Source organism: Noviherbaspirillum sp. ST9 (assembly GCF_048799745.1).
Lineage (GTDB): Bacteria > Pseudomonadota > Gammaproteobacteria > Burkholderiales > Burkholderiaceae_D > Noviherbaspirillum.
In genome coordinates this window covers 319,731-333,963 of sequence record NZ_JBLWFR010000001.1, presented here as the reverse complement: position 1 = coordinate 333,963, position 14,233 = coordinate 319,731, and the positions used below count along the sequence as shown (strand labels likewise).

The 14,233-nt window shown below is 62.7% G+C and carries 16 protein-coding genes; 9 read left to right on the top strand and 7 right to left on the bottom strand.

Features of this window, described 5'->3' with window-relative positions; genetic code table 11:
- Positions 1–13: 13 nt before the first annotated feature.
- The 5 genes from ACNOHI_RS01600 (at position 14) to ACNOHI_RS01580 (ending at position 4,197) form a co-directional block, all read left to right on the top strand.
- A complete protein-coding gene (locus tag ACNOHI_RS01600) occupies positions 14–883 on the top strand; it encodes a DMT family transporter (protein WP_420472878.1) in 870 nt (289 codons plus the stop codon).
- 5 nt (positions 884–888) lie between these two features.
- Complete coding sequence (locus ACNOHI_RS01595; RefSeq protein WP_420472877.1) at positions 889–2,082, top strand: YbfB/YjiJ family MFS transporter; 1,194 nt, start codon at positions 889–891, stop codon at positions 2,080–2,082.
- Positions 2,083–2,157: 75 nt separating this feature from the next.
- Positions 2,158–3,066 carry a DMT family transporter gene (locus ACNOHI_RS01590; protein WP_420472876.1) on the top strand — a complete coding sequence of 303 codons (909 nt, stop codon included), beginning with the start codon at positions 2,158–2,160 and terminating at the stop codon, positions 3,064–3,066.
- A 161-nt stretch (positions 3,067–3,227) separates the two neighbouring features.
- The gene (locus tag ACNOHI_RS01585) at positions 3,228–3,713 is read left to right on the top strand and encodes a hypothetical protein (RefSeq protein WP_420472875.1); all 486 of its coding nucleotides are present in this window, start codon (positions 3,228–3,230) and stop codon (positions 3,711–3,713) included.
- A gap of 4 nt (positions 3,714–3,717) precedes the next feature.
- Positions 3,718–4,197 carry a hypothetical protein gene (locus ACNOHI_RS01580; RefSeq protein ID WP_420472874.1) on the top strand — a complete coding sequence of 160 codons (480 nt, stop codon included), beginning with the start codon at positions 3,718–3,720 and terminating at the stop codon, positions 4,195–4,197.
- Positions 4,198–4,206: 9 nt separating this feature from the next.
- On the opposite strand, the gene pabB is transcribed toward ACNOHI_RS01580, so the two are convergent.
- The 4 genes from pabB to ACNOHI_RS01560 form a co-directional block, all read right to left on the bottom strand.
- A complete protein-coding gene (gene pabB, locus ACNOHI_RS01575) occupies positions 4,207–6,051 on the bottom strand; it encodes an aminodeoxychorismate synthase component I (RefSeq protein ID WP_420472873.1) in 1,845 nt (614 codons plus the stop codon).
- 66 nt (positions 6,052–6,117) lie between these two features.
- Complete coding sequence (locus tag ACNOHI_RS01570) at positions 6,118–7,011, bottom strand: DMT family transporter (RefSeq protein ID WP_420472872.1); 894 nt, start codon at positions 7,009–7,011, stop codon at positions 6,118–6,120.
- 219 nt (positions 7,012–7,230) lie between these two features.
- Entirely contained in the window at positions 7,231–7,806 is a 576-nt protein-coding gene (gene slmA / locus ACNOHI_RS01565) for a nucleoid occlusion factor SlmA (protein ID WP_420472871.1), read from the bottom strand.
- Positions 7,807–7,828: 22 nt separating this feature from the next.
- Complete coding sequence (locus ACNOHI_RS01560) at positions 7,829–8,554, bottom strand: pyrimidine 5'-nucleotidase (RefSeq protein ID WP_420472870.1); 726 nt, start codon at positions 8,552–8,554, stop codon at positions 7,829–7,831.
- Positions 8,555–8,603: 49 nt separating this feature from the next.
- On the opposite strand from ACNOHI_RS01560, the gene ACNOHI_RS01555 reads away from it, so the two are divergent.
- Positions 8,604–9,533: a TraB/GumN family protein gene (locus tag ACNOHI_RS01555; RefSeq protein ID WP_420472869.1), complete on the top strand. Its 930-nt coding sequence runs from the start codon at positions 8,604–8,606 to the stop codon at positions 9,531–9,533.
- Positions 9,534–9,566: 33 nt separating this feature from the next.
- Here the strand turns inward: ACNOHI_RS01555 and argB are convergent, their stop codons facing one another.
- Positions 9,567–10,478 carry an acetylglutamate kinase gene (argB, locus tag ACNOHI_RS01550; protein ID WP_420472868.1) on the bottom strand — a complete coding sequence of 304 codons (912 nt, stop codon included), beginning with the start codon at positions 10,476–10,478 and terminating at the stop codon, positions 9,567–9,569.
- A gap of 131 nt (positions 10,479–10,609) precedes the next feature.
- On the opposite strand from argB, the gene ACNOHI_RS01545 reads away from it, so the two are divergent.
- The 3 genes from ACNOHI_RS01545 to ACNOHI_RS01535 all read left to right on the top strand — a co-directional run bounded on the left by ACNOHI_RS01545 (position 10,610) and on the right by ACNOHI_RS01535 (position 12,680).
- On the top strand, positions 10,610–11,170 hold the full coding sequence (locus ACNOHI_RS01545) for a sigma-70 family RNA polymerase sigma factor (protein WP_420472867.1): 561 nt from the start codon (positions 10,610–10,612) through the stop codon (positions 11,168–11,170).
- A complete protein-coding gene (locus ACNOHI_RS01540) occupies positions 11,170–11,376 on the top strand; it encodes a zf-HC2 domain-containing protein (RefSeq protein ID WP_420472866.1) in 207 nt (68 codons plus the stop codon). The genes ACNOHI_RS01545 and ACNOHI_RS01540 overlap by 1 nt, the downstream gene beginning before the upstream one ends.
- 182 nt (positions 11,377–11,558) lie before the next feature.
- Positions 11,559–12,680: a branched-chain amino acid ABC transporter substrate-binding protein gene (locus ACNOHI_RS01535; protein WP_420472865.1), complete on the top strand. Its 1,122-nt coding sequence runs from the start codon at positions 11,559–11,561 to the stop codon at positions 12,678–12,680.
- 39 nt (positions 12,681–12,719) lie between these two features.
- Here the strand turns inward: ACNOHI_RS01535 and ACNOHI_RS01530 are convergent, their stop codons facing one another.
- Together ACNOHI_RS01530 and ACNOHI_RS01525 are read right to left on the bottom strand one after the other, a co-directional pair.
- On the bottom strand, positions 12,720–13,466 hold the full coding sequence (locus ACNOHI_RS01530; protein ID WP_420472864.1) for an SPOR domain-containing protein: 747 nt from the start codon (positions 13,464–13,466) through the stop codon (positions 12,720–12,722).
- Positions 13,460–14,233: a type III pantothenate kinase gene (locus ACNOHI_RS01525; RefSeq protein ID WP_420472863.1), complete on the bottom strand. Its 774-nt coding sequence runs from the start codon at positions 14,231–14,233 to the stop codon at positions 13,460–13,462. Before ACNOHI_RS01525 ends, ACNOHI_RS01530 begins: the two co-directional genes overlap by 7 nt.

The window sequence follows — 14,233 nt, the reverse complement described above, 5'->3', positions numbered from 1 at the left end:
CAACACCATCCCCATGTCCGCCGCCGACCTTGCCAAGCTGGTGTTCCTGTCCGCGATCTGGGGCGGCTCCTTCATCTTCCTTCGCGTCGCCGCGCCAGAGGCCGGCCCGCTGCTGACCGCGACCTTGCGCACGACGCTCGCCGGCCTCGCGCTGGTGGCCTTCGCGATGACCACGCGGGTCAAGATGGACTGGCGGGCAAATCTCAAACCGTTCGCCGTGGTCGGCCTGTTTGCGGTGGTCATCCCGTTTTCGTGCTTTTCGTTTGCAGCGCTTCACCTGCCTGCGTCCCACTCGGCCGTGCTCAATTCCACCGCTCCGCTGTTCGGGGCCGTCTTCTCAATGATCTGGCTGGCAGAACGCCTGACGATGCAAAAGCTGGCCGGCCTGCTGATGGGGATTGCCGGCGTCGCGATCCTTGTCGGCGCCGGCACGGTTGCAATGAACCCCACGACGGTTGCCGCCGTCGCAGCCTGCCTGGTGGCAGCGGCGGGGTATGCGTTGTCCAGCATCATCGTCAAGAAGACCGGACATCCTGACGGCATCCATCCGATTGCGATGGCGGCCGGATCGATGGCGCTCGGCAGCCTCGTCATGCTTCCGACCGTGCCGTTCTCCCTGCCGCCGGCCATGCCGTCCTTCGCCGCGCTTGCCTGCATCCTGGCCATGGCGCTTCTCTCGTCCGGACTCGCGCAGGCGCTGTTCATTCCCCTCATCGTCAAGATCGGGCCGACGCGCGCGATGAGCGTTTCCTTCCTGATCCCGCTGTTCAGCATGCTCTGGGCCTTTCTGTTCCTGCACGAGTCAATCGGCATGTCCACTGTTGCAGGCGGCGCGGTGGTGCTGGTGGCGATGGCGCTCGTACTAACGGCCCCCAAGGCATGAGCGGCATGCAGGCAGGGAACTTCGCCCTTCGCCACCCGCTGCTGACCGCGCTCGCGCTCTCCTTTGGAGCAGCCATTTCGCTCGGCATCTCCCGTTTTTCCTACGCGCTGCTGCTGCCGCCCATGCGCGCCGACCTCGACTGGTCCTACCTGCTGGCGGGGGCGATGAATACAGCCAATGCATTCGGCTACTTTGTCGGCGCGCTCATGACGCCAGCGCTGATGCGCCGCCTCGATGCGCAGGCCGCGCTGATCGGCGGCGCACTGCTAACTGGCGTGTTCATGCTGCTCTCGGGCTTTGTCACCGACGCCGCGATGCTGCTGCTGCAACGCGTGCTGGCAGGCATTGCAAGCGCGTTCATTTTCATTTCCGGGGGCTTGCTCGCCGCGCGTCTCGGGGCCTTGCATGTGAAGCGGGCCGGCTTCCTCATCGGCCTCTACTACGGCGGCACCGGTTTCGGGATTACCTTGTCCGCGCTGCTGGTGCCCGCGACACTGGAGACGGCGCGCGACGTCGCCCATCCCTGGCAATGGGCGTGGCTGGTGCTGGGCGCACTGTGCCTCGTCATGACGCTGCTCATGGCGATACCGGCGCGGCAGATTGATGGCGCAGCCAGTGCGGGCAGCGGACACGGGCACTTCAAGGTGCGCGCCTTTGCCTTCGGCCTGGCGGGCTATCTGATGTTCGGCGTCGGCTATATCGGTTACATGACCTTCATCATCGCGCTGCTGAAAGAGCAAGGCATGGATGCGTCGACGATCACCCTGTTCTATGCGCTGCTCGGCCTCGCCGTCGTCGCGTCCTCGCGCATCTGGGCGCGCATGCTGGACCGGTTCAAGGGCGGACAGTCGCTTGCCATCCTGAACGGCTTGCTGGCGATCGCCACGCTGTTGCCGGTGCTGACCTCGGCGCCTCTTGCGGTATTCGCGTCGGGCATGCTGTTTGGCGCCGTGTTTCTTTCCGTCGTCGCCTCCACGACCGCACTCGTGAGGCACAACCTGCCGTCGCAGGCGTGGTCGTCCGGCATCAGTGGTTTCACCACCGTCTTCGCCTTCGGCCAGATCGTCGGCCCCACCATGGTGGGCTGGATTTCCGACGGCGCCGGAGGATTGCAGCGCGGCTTGGTGTTCTCTGCGATTGCACTCCTTGCGGGCGCCGTGATCGCCTCACGGCAAAGGCCCTTGCCGCACCACGCGTGATCACCTGTCCGAATACGGCGAGCGCGCCTCACCTGCCCGCGCTATTCTCTTGTTTCGCTTACTTCTGGATCGACCATGCGTAGTGCCGACCTTGTCCGCCTCCTCGTCCTTGCCGCCATCTGGGGCGCCTCCTTCCTCTTCATGCGCATCATTGCGCCGGTGCTCGGCGCGTTATGGACGGCTGAATTACGCGTGGCTATTGCAGGCGTCGCAATGCTCGCGTTCATGCTGGCGACCGGACGACACATGCAGTTTCGCACCAACTGGAAGCAATACCTCGTGCTGGGCACGATGAACTCCGCCCTGCCCTTCGCGCTATTCGCGTATGCCGCGCTCACCCTGCCGGCGGGCTACTCCGCCATCCTCAATGCAACGAGTCCCTTGTGGGGCGCACTGATCGGTGCTGCCGTGCTCGGCGAAACGCTCACGGCACGCAAGATTGCGGGCCTCGTTACCGGAGTGGCCGGCGTCGCCTTCCTGGTCCGCCTCGGACCCGCGGAATTTTCACCGCAGGTGCTGGTTGCCGCGCTGGCCTGCGTGACCGCCGCGCTCTGCTATGGCATTGCCGGCGCGTATTCAAAGAAAAAGTCGTCCGGCATCGCACCGCCCATGATGGCGACCGGCTCGCAGCTCGGCGCGGCGCTCGTGCTGCTTCCCTTCGTGTCCCTCTCCCCGGTGCGCGGCGAAGTCACACCGCTCGTCATCGTGCTCACGCTGCTGCTGGCCTTGCTCTGCAGCGCGGTAGCGTACTTCATCTATTTCCGCCTGATCGCGGACCTGGGACCGACGAAGGCATTGACGGTGACTTTCCTGATTCCCCTGTTCGCGATGGTGTGGGGTGCCGTGTTCCTGCATGAGGAAATCAGCTTCAACACACTCATTGGCTGTGCGCTGGTGGTACTGGCGACATGGCTGGTGGTTTTCCAACGCAATACGCAGGCGGGCAGCCTGCCTGCGGAAAAGAAAGGCGCCTCCCGCTCCTGATTCGTTGCCGCTGGCACTCCGCTGTGAACAGCGCACCACCCATTGCGTCAAACGCGCATGCTGATTTGACCGCTGCCGCCCATTGAAAAACCTTGTCAGTTTGCCTATCTGTCTCCAGCGCCTTCACGCGTCACGATCCGACAGGCAGAGACGAGCTTTCAATGCGACTGACACACCACGACATCCACCGCGCGGCCGCAAGGCAGCTGGCCGCGAACCAATACAATGACTTCGTCTCGGGGGCGCTTTATGCGCCCGTTTTCGCGGGGATGTTCGGGGCGTTTCTCCTCGACCGGCCGTTCATCTTCCTGGCGTATGTCTGCATCGTCTTCCACCTTGTCCGGCTGCACATCAAGACGGCGCGGGATTCTGTCCATGGGCGTTTCGTTCTGGGCTGGATACAGTTTGTGACGTTGTTCATTACCGCATTCACTGCCGTCAATGCGTTGCTGGGCGGCAGCCGCGAGTACGCGGTCTTCATCTTGTTTACGGTCCCGCCGCTCCTGATCGAGTACCTCAATCGCCGGAGGAGCTATCGCGCCCTCCACTTTCACGTGGCGCGGTCCTACATTCGCGACGTGCACGTGCTGCGTACGCGCTTGCATCGTCAGCGCAAGCGGAAGGCGTCCTACCGTGCGCCAAAGTAAAAGCATGAAACTGTTTCGCATTCGGTGGAAAGAAGCGGTGGCGCTGTTGCTGATCGGCCTGTGGTGGGGCATTCCCGCTCTCCGGATATGGCAGGCGGACAGGCTGGTGGATGAGCTGTGCGCGAGGAATGGGGGCTTCAATGTCTATGAACCGGTCCTCCTGTCGGCAGACGAGCCCGATCCGTTCTCGCAATTTGAAGCGACCGGCGAGGGTGCCGCTCAGGTTACGGCCAAGTACGGCAGGGTCAGGAAGACAAGAACGCTGCGCGGCAAACCTGATCCGGTTGACGGCGCAGCCCTGGTCATTCTTGAAGACCGCTACCAGATCGTCCGCAGTTCCGACAAGAGGCTGCTTGGCGAGGTTATCGCTTACACGCGCAAGGGCGGCGATCCGGTCGGGCCGTGGGATTGGCCCTCGCATTCCTGCCCGAAGCAGGCGGAAGACGGTCTCGAGAAACGGATATTCCGGAAACCACGCGCCTGAGCTGTCCGCTCAGCGGTCCTGCCAGACGAGGGAGGCCGGCAACACGCCGCGCAGTGCATTGCACACGACCACCTCTTCCGCGGCTCGCAGATCGTCGCGTGTCAGCCGCCTTTCGTGCGCCGCCCACGCCCGGTCCGCAAGCAACACGCTGCGCATCACACCGGGCAACACGCCGGCATCCAATGGCGGCGTGAGCCATTGGCCGCCCAGCCGGACGAAGACGTTGCTGCGACCGCCTTCAGTGAGCTCGTCGCGTTCGTTGAAGAACAGCATGTCGAACCCGCCTTGCTCTTCCGCGCTGCGCCACGCCGCGTCGTACTGCGTCCGTACGCTCGTTTTGTGGCGCAGGAAGACATCGGTGGACAGTGTCGGCGCCGGAGCAAGAAATATCTTTACGGGCAAGGCCAGCGGTGCGATCGGCGCGGCCTGCATCGACACGGTGCCGTCCTGGCGCAGTGACAGGCGCATGCGATACGCTGTCTGCGGCTCCAGGGACGTACACCGTTGCGCGACGTCGTCCGTAATCTTGTCTTGATCGAAGGCGAAGCCGAAGTAGCTCGCGGAAGTGCGGAGGCGATGCAAGTGGCGATCCCAGTTGCGGCACCCCTCCTCGCGCGTTGCGTGCATGGTCTCGAACAGTTCGAAGTCGTTCGGCAGGCCGGTCAGGAAACGGGCCTTCAGGCGGCATTCCGCGGCTTCTTCGGCAGCGATGCTGTCATGCACGATACCCGCGCCGACACCCATCTCGCCCTTGCGGATGCCATCTTCGCCCGGCGGTTGCAATACCAGCGTGCGGATCGGTACCGACAGGCAGAAATCGCCCACCTTGCGGCCCGCGGCTGGCGCCTCGAACCATCCGATTGCACCGGTGTAGATACCGCGCGGATCGGGTTCCAGTTCGCGGATGATCTGCATGGTGCGGCGCTTGGGCGCGCCCGTGATCGAGCCGCATGGATAGAGCGCCGCGAACACGTCCGCAAGTCCGGCATCGTCACGCAGTTCCGCCTCCACCGTCGACGTCATCTGGAGCACGCTGCTGTAGCGGTCGACGCTGAACAGCTTCGGCACCTTCACCGTGCCGAACTTCGCGACACGGCCAAGGTCGTTGCGCAGCAGGTCGACGATCATCAGGTTCTCTGCGCGGTTCTTCGTATCGGCGGCGAGCGCCGCCGCGCGTTGCGCATCAATGGCCGCATCGCCGCTTGCGGCGGCCGTGCCTTTCATCGGTCTGGTCGTGACGATGCCTTCAGCATGCCGTACAAACAGTTCCGGCGACAGGGACAGCACCGTGCGGCCGTCCGGAAGCATGAGCAGCGCGCCGTAGGGAACGGGCTGGCGTTCGCGCAGGCGGCGATAGAGGTCGATCGGCGAGCCGAATGCATCAAAGCGCAACCGATAGGTGTAGTTGATCTGGTAGGTGTCGCCGGCCTCGATGTAGGCGTGAATGCGCGCGATGGCTTGCTCGAATTGCGCGTCGGAGACGTTCGCGCTTATGGCGGCGATTCCTGCTGTTGCGTGCTGCGCATGATTTGCGAGCCATTGTGCAACCTGCGTCGAAGAGAGGTGCTCGCAGCGTTCGAAGAGCAGGACTTGCGCCAGCGTTCGGTTGCCTTCACGCGGCGCGATGCCGTGCATGTGTGCGCCGAGTTCGTAGCTGAAAACACCGATGGCATGCTTGCCTTGCCGGAGCGCCGCTTCCATCTCCGCCAGCACGCCCGGCAACGCCTCGGCGCTGTCGCAGGGCAGCACGCCGGCAAGACCGGTCAGCAGGCGCGAGCGCGGATCGTTCTCGCTCGCATGGACATCGTCGAGAAGCGCGAAACAGGTGTCGGCGGGGATGGATGAAGCAGTCAAGGCAGTGTCACGCGAAGGGAGCGGCAGGCAGCACCGGCGCTCAAACCGCTATTGTATCCCTGCCCCTCAGCTTCCGCGCTTGGAAAGGTAGATCCCCCACAGCAGCAGCGCGCCGCCGGCCATCTGCACCGGGCCGATGGCTTCCTGGAAAATGATCCATGCCGCCACCGCCGCCGTCAGCGGCTGGATCAGCAGGCTGACGGACGTGAGGTTGGCAGGAAGATGGGCCGCGGCGTAGGCAATGACGGTTTGCCCGCCGATTTGCGCCACCAGCGCCAGCGCCAGCAACGGCAGCCAGCCGGTTGCTTCCGCCGGCCAGAACGCGCCCGGTGCGGTCAGTGCGAACGGCAGTAGGGCGAGACCGGTAACGGTCGTGCTCCATGCCATTAGGCGAGCGGTGGAATACTGGTTGCGCGCATCCTTGACGACGAGCTGGTAGGCCGCATAGAAGATGGCGCTGCTCAGGCCGAGGAAATCCCCCATGAGCTTGCTGTCGCCATTACTTTGACCGCCGGCATTCGGCCCGACAAGCATGATGGCGCCGACCAGTGCGATCAGCATGCCGACGATGAAGATGCGGGCGAAGCGTACGCGGTAGGCGATCCACATCCACAATGCGATGAAAATCGGCGCGAAATTCGACAGCAGCGTGGCGTTGGCGACCGTCGTGTAGTGCAGCGACAGGTGCCAGAGCGCCATATCGCCGGCGAAGTAGATGCCAGCGAGGACGAGAGCCTTGGCGAATCCTGTACGCTTGCCTGCCGCCTCATCCTGCGCGCGAACGGCGAATGCCCATGCCCACAGGCAGGGCGCGGCCAATGCCATGCGCCAGAAAGCCGAGGCCAGCGGGTTGACGTCCGACAGCCGCATGAAGATGCCGGCAAAGCCGATGGCCATGCCGCCGATCAGCAGCGACGCAAATGCGAGTACGGGAAAGTTTTTTTCGAGTGTCGTGTCCATGCATCCGCGCGGTGGAGTGGCAAAGACAGAGAGTGTACTGATCTTTGCAAGCCACCGCAGGGCAGGCAATGCGAGATGTCGAATTCAGAATGCGGAATGCGACCTGCACCGAACAATCAGAAAAATTCGACGCGGCCGAACCAATGAAGCGAGGTTGCCGGCGGCCGGAAGTGAATCAAATTCGGGCTTGCGCGGCAAAAAACCTTGAACTTTCTGCAATCAGGCGAGGAGCATGGCGATCTGCGCCTGGGCATTTTCGGAGGGAACGTGCTTGAAGCCGCTCTTGGCGTAGCGATGCCATTTGCCAACGATCAGGCTGGTGATCATGCAGGCGCGGACCGCCACTTCGTTCTCGCGCGCCTCGCCCTGCGTCACCGCGACGCGCAGCGCCTGCTTGATCGCCAGTTCGACGCGTTCGATGAACTGGTTCATGCGCGATTGCAGCCGCTCGTCCTCGTTGACCAGCGCGTCACCGATCAGCACCCGCGTCATGCCGGGGTTGCGCTCGGCGAAGCTGAGCAGCATGGCGACGATGGCCCGCACCTGCGACAGCCCGTTTTCCTGCTGCTCGCTGATCTGGTTGATCAGGCCAAAGACGCTGGTTTCGATGAATTCGATCAGCCCCTCGAACATCTGCGCCTTGCTGGCGAAGTGCCGGTACAACGCGGCCTCCGAGACATCCAGCTTGGCTGCCAGGGCCGCCGTGGTGATCTTTTCCCCCTTGGGATGCTCCAGCATGGTGGCCAGAGTCTGGAGGATTTGAAGCTTGCGTTCGCCCGGTTTTGTGGTTGCCATGATCGTTTTTATGGAGAAGGAATTACTTCAGCCTATGGAGCATCGCCGGTAGTTGCCTTACGGATTGTACTTTGACATCGACAAAAATGGGGCGCTTTGTGAATCTTGGTATCGGACGGCCTCCGGCGAGCTGTTTGAGATTGGGGCTGGAGGCCAGGTATTGGGTCACCCAGGCGGTGCGCATGCCGAGGGCCTTGGCTGCTTTCAGGTTGTCCGCAGTGTCCTCGACAAGGATGCAGCAGCGGGCAGCAACACGTTCGCGCGCCAGCAGTTTGCGCAACAGGTGCTTGGACGGTTTCGGTCGCAATTGGCCGTGCACGCGCATGGATTCGATGGGAATGTGCTTGGCAAAATGGCGATGCAAGCCGAGGTGGCGCATCACGTCGTGCGAATAACGGTGCGGCGCATTCGTCAGCAGGATCTTGCGGCCGGGGAGGCGGCGCAGCAGGCGGCCGAGGCCGCGCTCGGCGCGGATCATGGAAGAGAGATCGTCGAAAAGGTGCGCCTCGCGCAGGAAGTCTTCCATGCGGACGTTGTGGTGCTTGACCATGCCGAGCAGCGTCGCGCCGTAGCGCTTCCAGTAGGCGAGGCGCGCGGCATTGACGGTTTCCGGGTCGGCGGGGTTGTCGCCGTCGCCCAACACCTTTGCCATAAATGCATTCATGTTGGCGTTAATCGCCGGGAAAATCGCGTGCGACGCGTTGTGCAGCGTGTTGTCGAGGTCGAACAACCAAATCGGTGAAGGCATCTGATACAGTGAATTGAGCCGCCATGAAAGCGGCAGTCAGGGAGAAACAATGAAGTCTGGCGTTATTGTTTTGCTAAGCGTCTGCTTGGCTGGTTGGCTCGGCCTTGCGCATGCGGACAATAATGCAGCACCCGCCGCGACCGCACAAGCCGCCGCAGTCAAGCGCGGCACCCTGTATCGCGTCCGCCATCTCGGCAATACCACCTACCTGTTCGGCACCATCCACGTCGGCAAACCCGCCTTCTTCCCGCTGGAAGATGAAGTCACCCGCGCCCTGGCGCGCGCCAAGAAGCTGGTACTGGAGATCGACATCCGCAAGCCCGAGCCGTTCCAGCTCGCGCTGCACAAGCATGGCACCTACCCGGTGGCGGATGCCGTGGACAGGCATCTTTCGCCGGACACGCTGGCGCAATTGCGCACGGCGCTGGACGATGCGGGAATACCGTACGAGGATGTCCGGCATCTCAAGCCTTGGCTGCTGGCCAACATGCTGGTCGGCCTCGGCCTTGAGCGCAGCGGCTACCTGCGCAGCCACGGCATTGAAGTGTTCCTGCTTTCGCTCGCCGACAAGCAGGCGAAGGACGTGCATGAACTGGAGTCGGCTGAGTATCAGATGTCTCTGTTCGACAGCATGCCGGATGCGATGCAGGAGCAGTACCTGCGCGAGAACCTCGCCGAACTGGGCGACGGCAATGCGCTGAAGAAGGCGGAGTCCCTGATCGATGCGTGGGCGAATGCCAATGGCGATGCAGTCGAAGCCTTCATGCGCGATTCGCTGTTGGAGAAGACGACCTCGGGGGATTTCATGCAGCGCGTCCTGCTGGACAAGCGCAATCCGGAAATGGCCAGCAAGATCGAGGATTTACTGCGGGAGGATGAAACGGCTTTCGTGGGCGTCGGGCTGCTGCACATGGTCGGGGAGACCGGGGTGCCGACGCTGCTGCGGCAGCGGGGGTATGAGGTGGAGAAGCTTTACTAAGGCAGGGTGCGGCCTGCGCACCCTGTCCGTCAATCAATGCGAGCGGATCATCGTGCCGAACGCCTGCTCTGTCAGCACTTCCAGCAGCAGCGAATGCTCGATGCGGCCGTCGATGATGTGGACGGTGTTGACGCCCGACTTCGCTGCGTCCAGCGCAGAGGAAATCTTTGGCAGCATGCCGCCGGAGATCGTTCCGTCGGCGAACATCTCGTCGATCTGGCGCGCCGACAGGTCGGTCAGCAGGTTGCCCTTCTTGTCCATCACGCCGGGGATGTTGGTCATCATGATCAGCTTTTCAGCCTTCAGGATTTCCGCGATCTTGCCCGCCACCAGGTCGGCGTTGATGTTGTAAGCCTGGCCATCCTCGCCGAAGCCGATCGGGGAGATGATGGGGATGAAGGCATCGTCCTGCAGCGCCTTCACGACCGCCGGATTGATCGCATCGATCTCGCCGACGAAACCGATGTCGAGGAACTGGCCCGGATTCTCCTTATCCGGCATCTGCATCTTGCGCGCGCGGATCAGGCCGCCGTCCTTGCCGGTCAGGCCGACCGCCTGGCCGCCATAATGGTTGATCAGCATGACGATGTCCTGCTGCACCTCGCCGCCAAGCACCCACTCGACCACTTCCATGGTTTCTTCGTCGGTGATGCGCATGCCTTGCACGAAGGTGCCCTGCTTGCCGATCTTCTTCAGCGCGCTGTCGATCTGCGGGCCGCCGCCGTGGACCACGACCGGGTTCATGCCGACCAGTTTCAGCAGGATGACGTCGCGTGCGAAGCCATGCTTCAGGCGCTCTTCGGTCATCGCATTGCCGCCGTATTTGACGACGATGGTCTTGCCGTGGAACTTGCGGATGTACGGGAGGGCCTGGGCAAGGATTTCGGCCTTGATCTGCGGCGCAACGCCGGACAGGTCGGTGTTAGGGTCTGCGAGGTCGGTCATGGCGGGTCCTGAAAAACGATTTTCGCGATTTTACAGGGAAAGTGCGGCGATTTCCCGGCGGATTTCTTGTAATTGCCCGATCTGTCCGCTACGCTTTGCCCAAATGACAATCCACGCACGAAATCAGTGACATGACGGCCACACTTCACCGTGAACTGGAAGCCCTGCGCCCTTCCCTGGTGCGGTTTGCGGTTTTGCAGCTTCGCAACGAGTCGCTGGCGGAAGACGTGGTGCAGGATGCACTGATCGCGGTGCTGGAGAAGCCCGGCAGCTTTGCCGGCCAGTCTTCCCTGCGCACCTATGTCACCGGGATCCTCAAGCACAAGATCGTGGATGTGATGCGCGCATCGAAGCGCGAGTTCCGCATCGAAGCCGGCGAAGACCAGAGCGACGCCGATGTGATCGACGCCCTGTTCAAGCCGGACGGGCATACGGTGGACATGCCGCGACGCTGGGGCGATCCGGACGCGACGCTGGAGCAGAAGGATTTCTTCCGCGTGCTGGAAGTCTGTCTTGAAAAGCTGCCGGCCAGGACGGCCCGCATTTTCATGATGCGGGAATGGCTGGAGTTCGACACCGAGGAAATCTGTAAGGAAATGGGCATCAGCACGTCTAATGCCTGGGTGATGCTCTATCGTGCCCGGGTGCAGTTGCGCGAGTGCCTCGACTTGAACTGGTTTGGAAAACGCTGATGTCCCTCAAGCCCACTTGCAAGGAAGTCCACCAGCTCACGTCCGAAAGCATGGACCGCGAGCTGACGCTGGTCGAGCGCACGCGGGTGCGCATGCACCTGCTGGTCTGCAATGCCTGCCGCAACTTCACGGAGCAGATGGACCTGCTCCGGAAGGCGATGCGCCGCATGGTGCCGGACAAGGAAAACGGGGACGACTCCCTCTGACGCCGCGCATTGTGCAGGCGCAGCAAATATTCGCCCGCCATTTACCTCTCCCCAATTACACACCATCCGCCAGCCGGAAAATTCGCCAAACGAAACTCTGCGACGGCGAATAACTACAAAATTTAATTCCAGGCTCCCCCTCCTAACATTCCCCTGCACTATTCCAACAACAAGGAGGGGACATGAAGCATTTGCTGCGAATCGGGACCGCGCTCGTTGCACTGCTGTTGCTGGGCGCCTGCGGCCGGCAGGTGACGGTCAGGATTGGTGTCGTGGCACCGATGACGGGACCGCTCGCCCAGTACGGAAAGGACATTGCCAACGGCGCGCAAGTGGCCATCGATGAACTCAACAGTGAACATTTTTCCATTGGCCGCAAGCGCGCGCGCTTCGAACTGGTTGTCGAAGACGACAAGGCATCGCCGGAGGAAGGGAAGGCGGCTGCCAAACGCCTGATCGATGCCGGCGTGTCGGCGGTATTCGGCCACTTCAATTCGGGGGTATCAATTGCCGCGGCGCCGCTCTACGCACAGGCCGGGATTCCGCAGTTGTCGGTATCGACCAATCCAAAGTACACCCGCATGGGACTCAAGACCGCCTTCCGTCTCACGGCTGACGATATCCAGCAAGGCGCGACGCTGGTGCGGCTGATCCGGGAAAAACTGCGCGCCAAGTCTCTCTACGTGGTGGACGACCGGACCACCTTCGGCGTCGGCATCGCGGACGAGGTAGAACGTGGCGTCAAGCTGAAACACGCCCCCGTCCGCCTCAGCGTGGACAGCAAGTCCACCGACTTCGCCGCGTTCGCCGGAAAGATCATCGACGCCAATGTGGATGCGGTATTCTTCGGCGGCGATGAGGCGGCAGGACTCCCCTTGCTGAAGGCGCTGCGCAAGGCGGGTTCTACCGCGAAATTCGTCGTCGCCGATGCCATGTGCGATGTCTCCACGCTCAAGGGCGCGGAAGGCAGCGCCAACAGCAATTACTACTGCACGGTGGCTGGCGTGCCGCCGAGCTGGCTGTCGTCGGGCATCGGGTTCATGGACATGTACAAGGCGAAATTCGGCTCGCCGGGTGCCTATTCGACGCTGTCCTACGACGGCATCCACATCCTTGCCCAGGCAATGCAGGAAGCGGGATCGGTGTCACCGGAAACCTTCCTGCCCGTGCTGGCGAAAGGTTCATTCTCCGGCAAGATCCAGGGCGCGATCGAATTCGACGCGAAGGGGGACATCAAGGATGGCACGGTGGTGATTTACCAGTCCATCGGCGGACAACTGCTGGAGCAGCGGAACCTGCTGTGAAGACGAAAAAAAGCCCGGCACTGCCAGGCTTTTTGATGTCTAGGGGCACTTGCGCATTTCCTGCTTCGGGAATCCCGCCTTGACCTTGTCGAGCGCCGCCTTCCCATCCTCATCGAGGTCGCGGACCTGGAACGCAACCTGGCTGGACGTCACCGTGCGCTGGCCGATGCGCGCACTGCGCACGCCTTTCTGGTTCAGTGCCGCGAGGTGCGTCCGCGCGGCGTCCTCATGCTTGAACACGCCGAGCGAGATGCCCCAGCGCATGGGAGAGTTGTCCTGGATGATGAAGAAGTCCTCGACGCCCAGCTTGCGCAATTCGCCCGCCTTCTTCTCCGCGCCTTCCTTGTCGGCCTGCGGCGGGATGTAGACCATGTGGTTCGCCACCTCTTGCAGCGCACGCTGCTTCACGCGGTCGCCGAGGGACAGGGAAGCGAGTTCGGCACTGAATCGCTTCGCGTCGTCTGGGCCGAAATTGCCGACTTCCGTGCAAGCAAGCACCACCGTCTTTTTCACTTCCGCGGCTGGTTGCGGAGCCGGTTCAGGCAGAGGCTCTGGAGCAGGAGCAGGAGCAGGAGCAGGAGCAGGAGCAGGAGCAGGAGCAGGAGCAGGAGCAGGAGCAGGAGCCGGTGCAGGTGGGGGAACGAGTTTTACCTTGTCGGCATTGAGCTGATCCTTCATGCGTGCGGGTTCGCGCCCGCTGGAAAAGAAGGCATCGAAATAGCCTTGCTGGTAGGCGAACAACCCGGCATTGCCAAGCAACAGGATCCAGAAGAGGAATTTCAGCATGATGTATTCATTGCGGCCTTGTGCAGGCCAATCAGCACCAGATTGTCGACGCGCTCGTGCGGCACGGTGAGGTGCGGTGAAATCAGCGCAGCCGCGCCGCCGGAAAGAACACAACGCACCGTGCCGCCGTGCCGTGCATGCGCCGCGACGGTCCGCTCGATTGCCCCCGCCTGTGCGGCGAGGCACCCGCTGACGATGGCCGCGTCCGTGTGATCGGCGAACGGTTCCGCGATGTCGAGATGCTCGGCCACCTGCGGCAGCTGCGCCGTGTTCTTTGCCAGCGAACTCGCCATCAGGCCGAGCCCGGGCAGGATCATACCACCCAGGAAGACGCCATCCGCCGTGACCGCATCCACGGTGGTCGCGGTGCCGCAGGTTGCGACGACGAGCGGTTGGGACGGGAACAAGGCATGCGCGCCGATCGACGACGCGAAGCGGTCGCAACCGAGCTGCGCTGGGTTCCGGTAATTGTTGCGAATGCCTCCGAGCGACGCCGCCGAGGCAAACCACTCCAGCGGAACCGGCTGCATGCCGAAGGCGCCGAGCAAGACCTGCTCCAGCCCTTCGCGCATTGCCTGACCGGCGACGTTCGATGCGAGGACGCGCACGACGCGATGCTTGCGCCACGCATCGCCCAGGCTGCGCAGCTGCGCATGCTCGACCATGCCGGATTCCGTCCATTGGCCAAGCGCCGCCGGATCGCGGCGGCTGCTGGGCACGACGGCCCATTTCACCCGGGTATTGCCCGCATCAATCAGGAGCAGCAT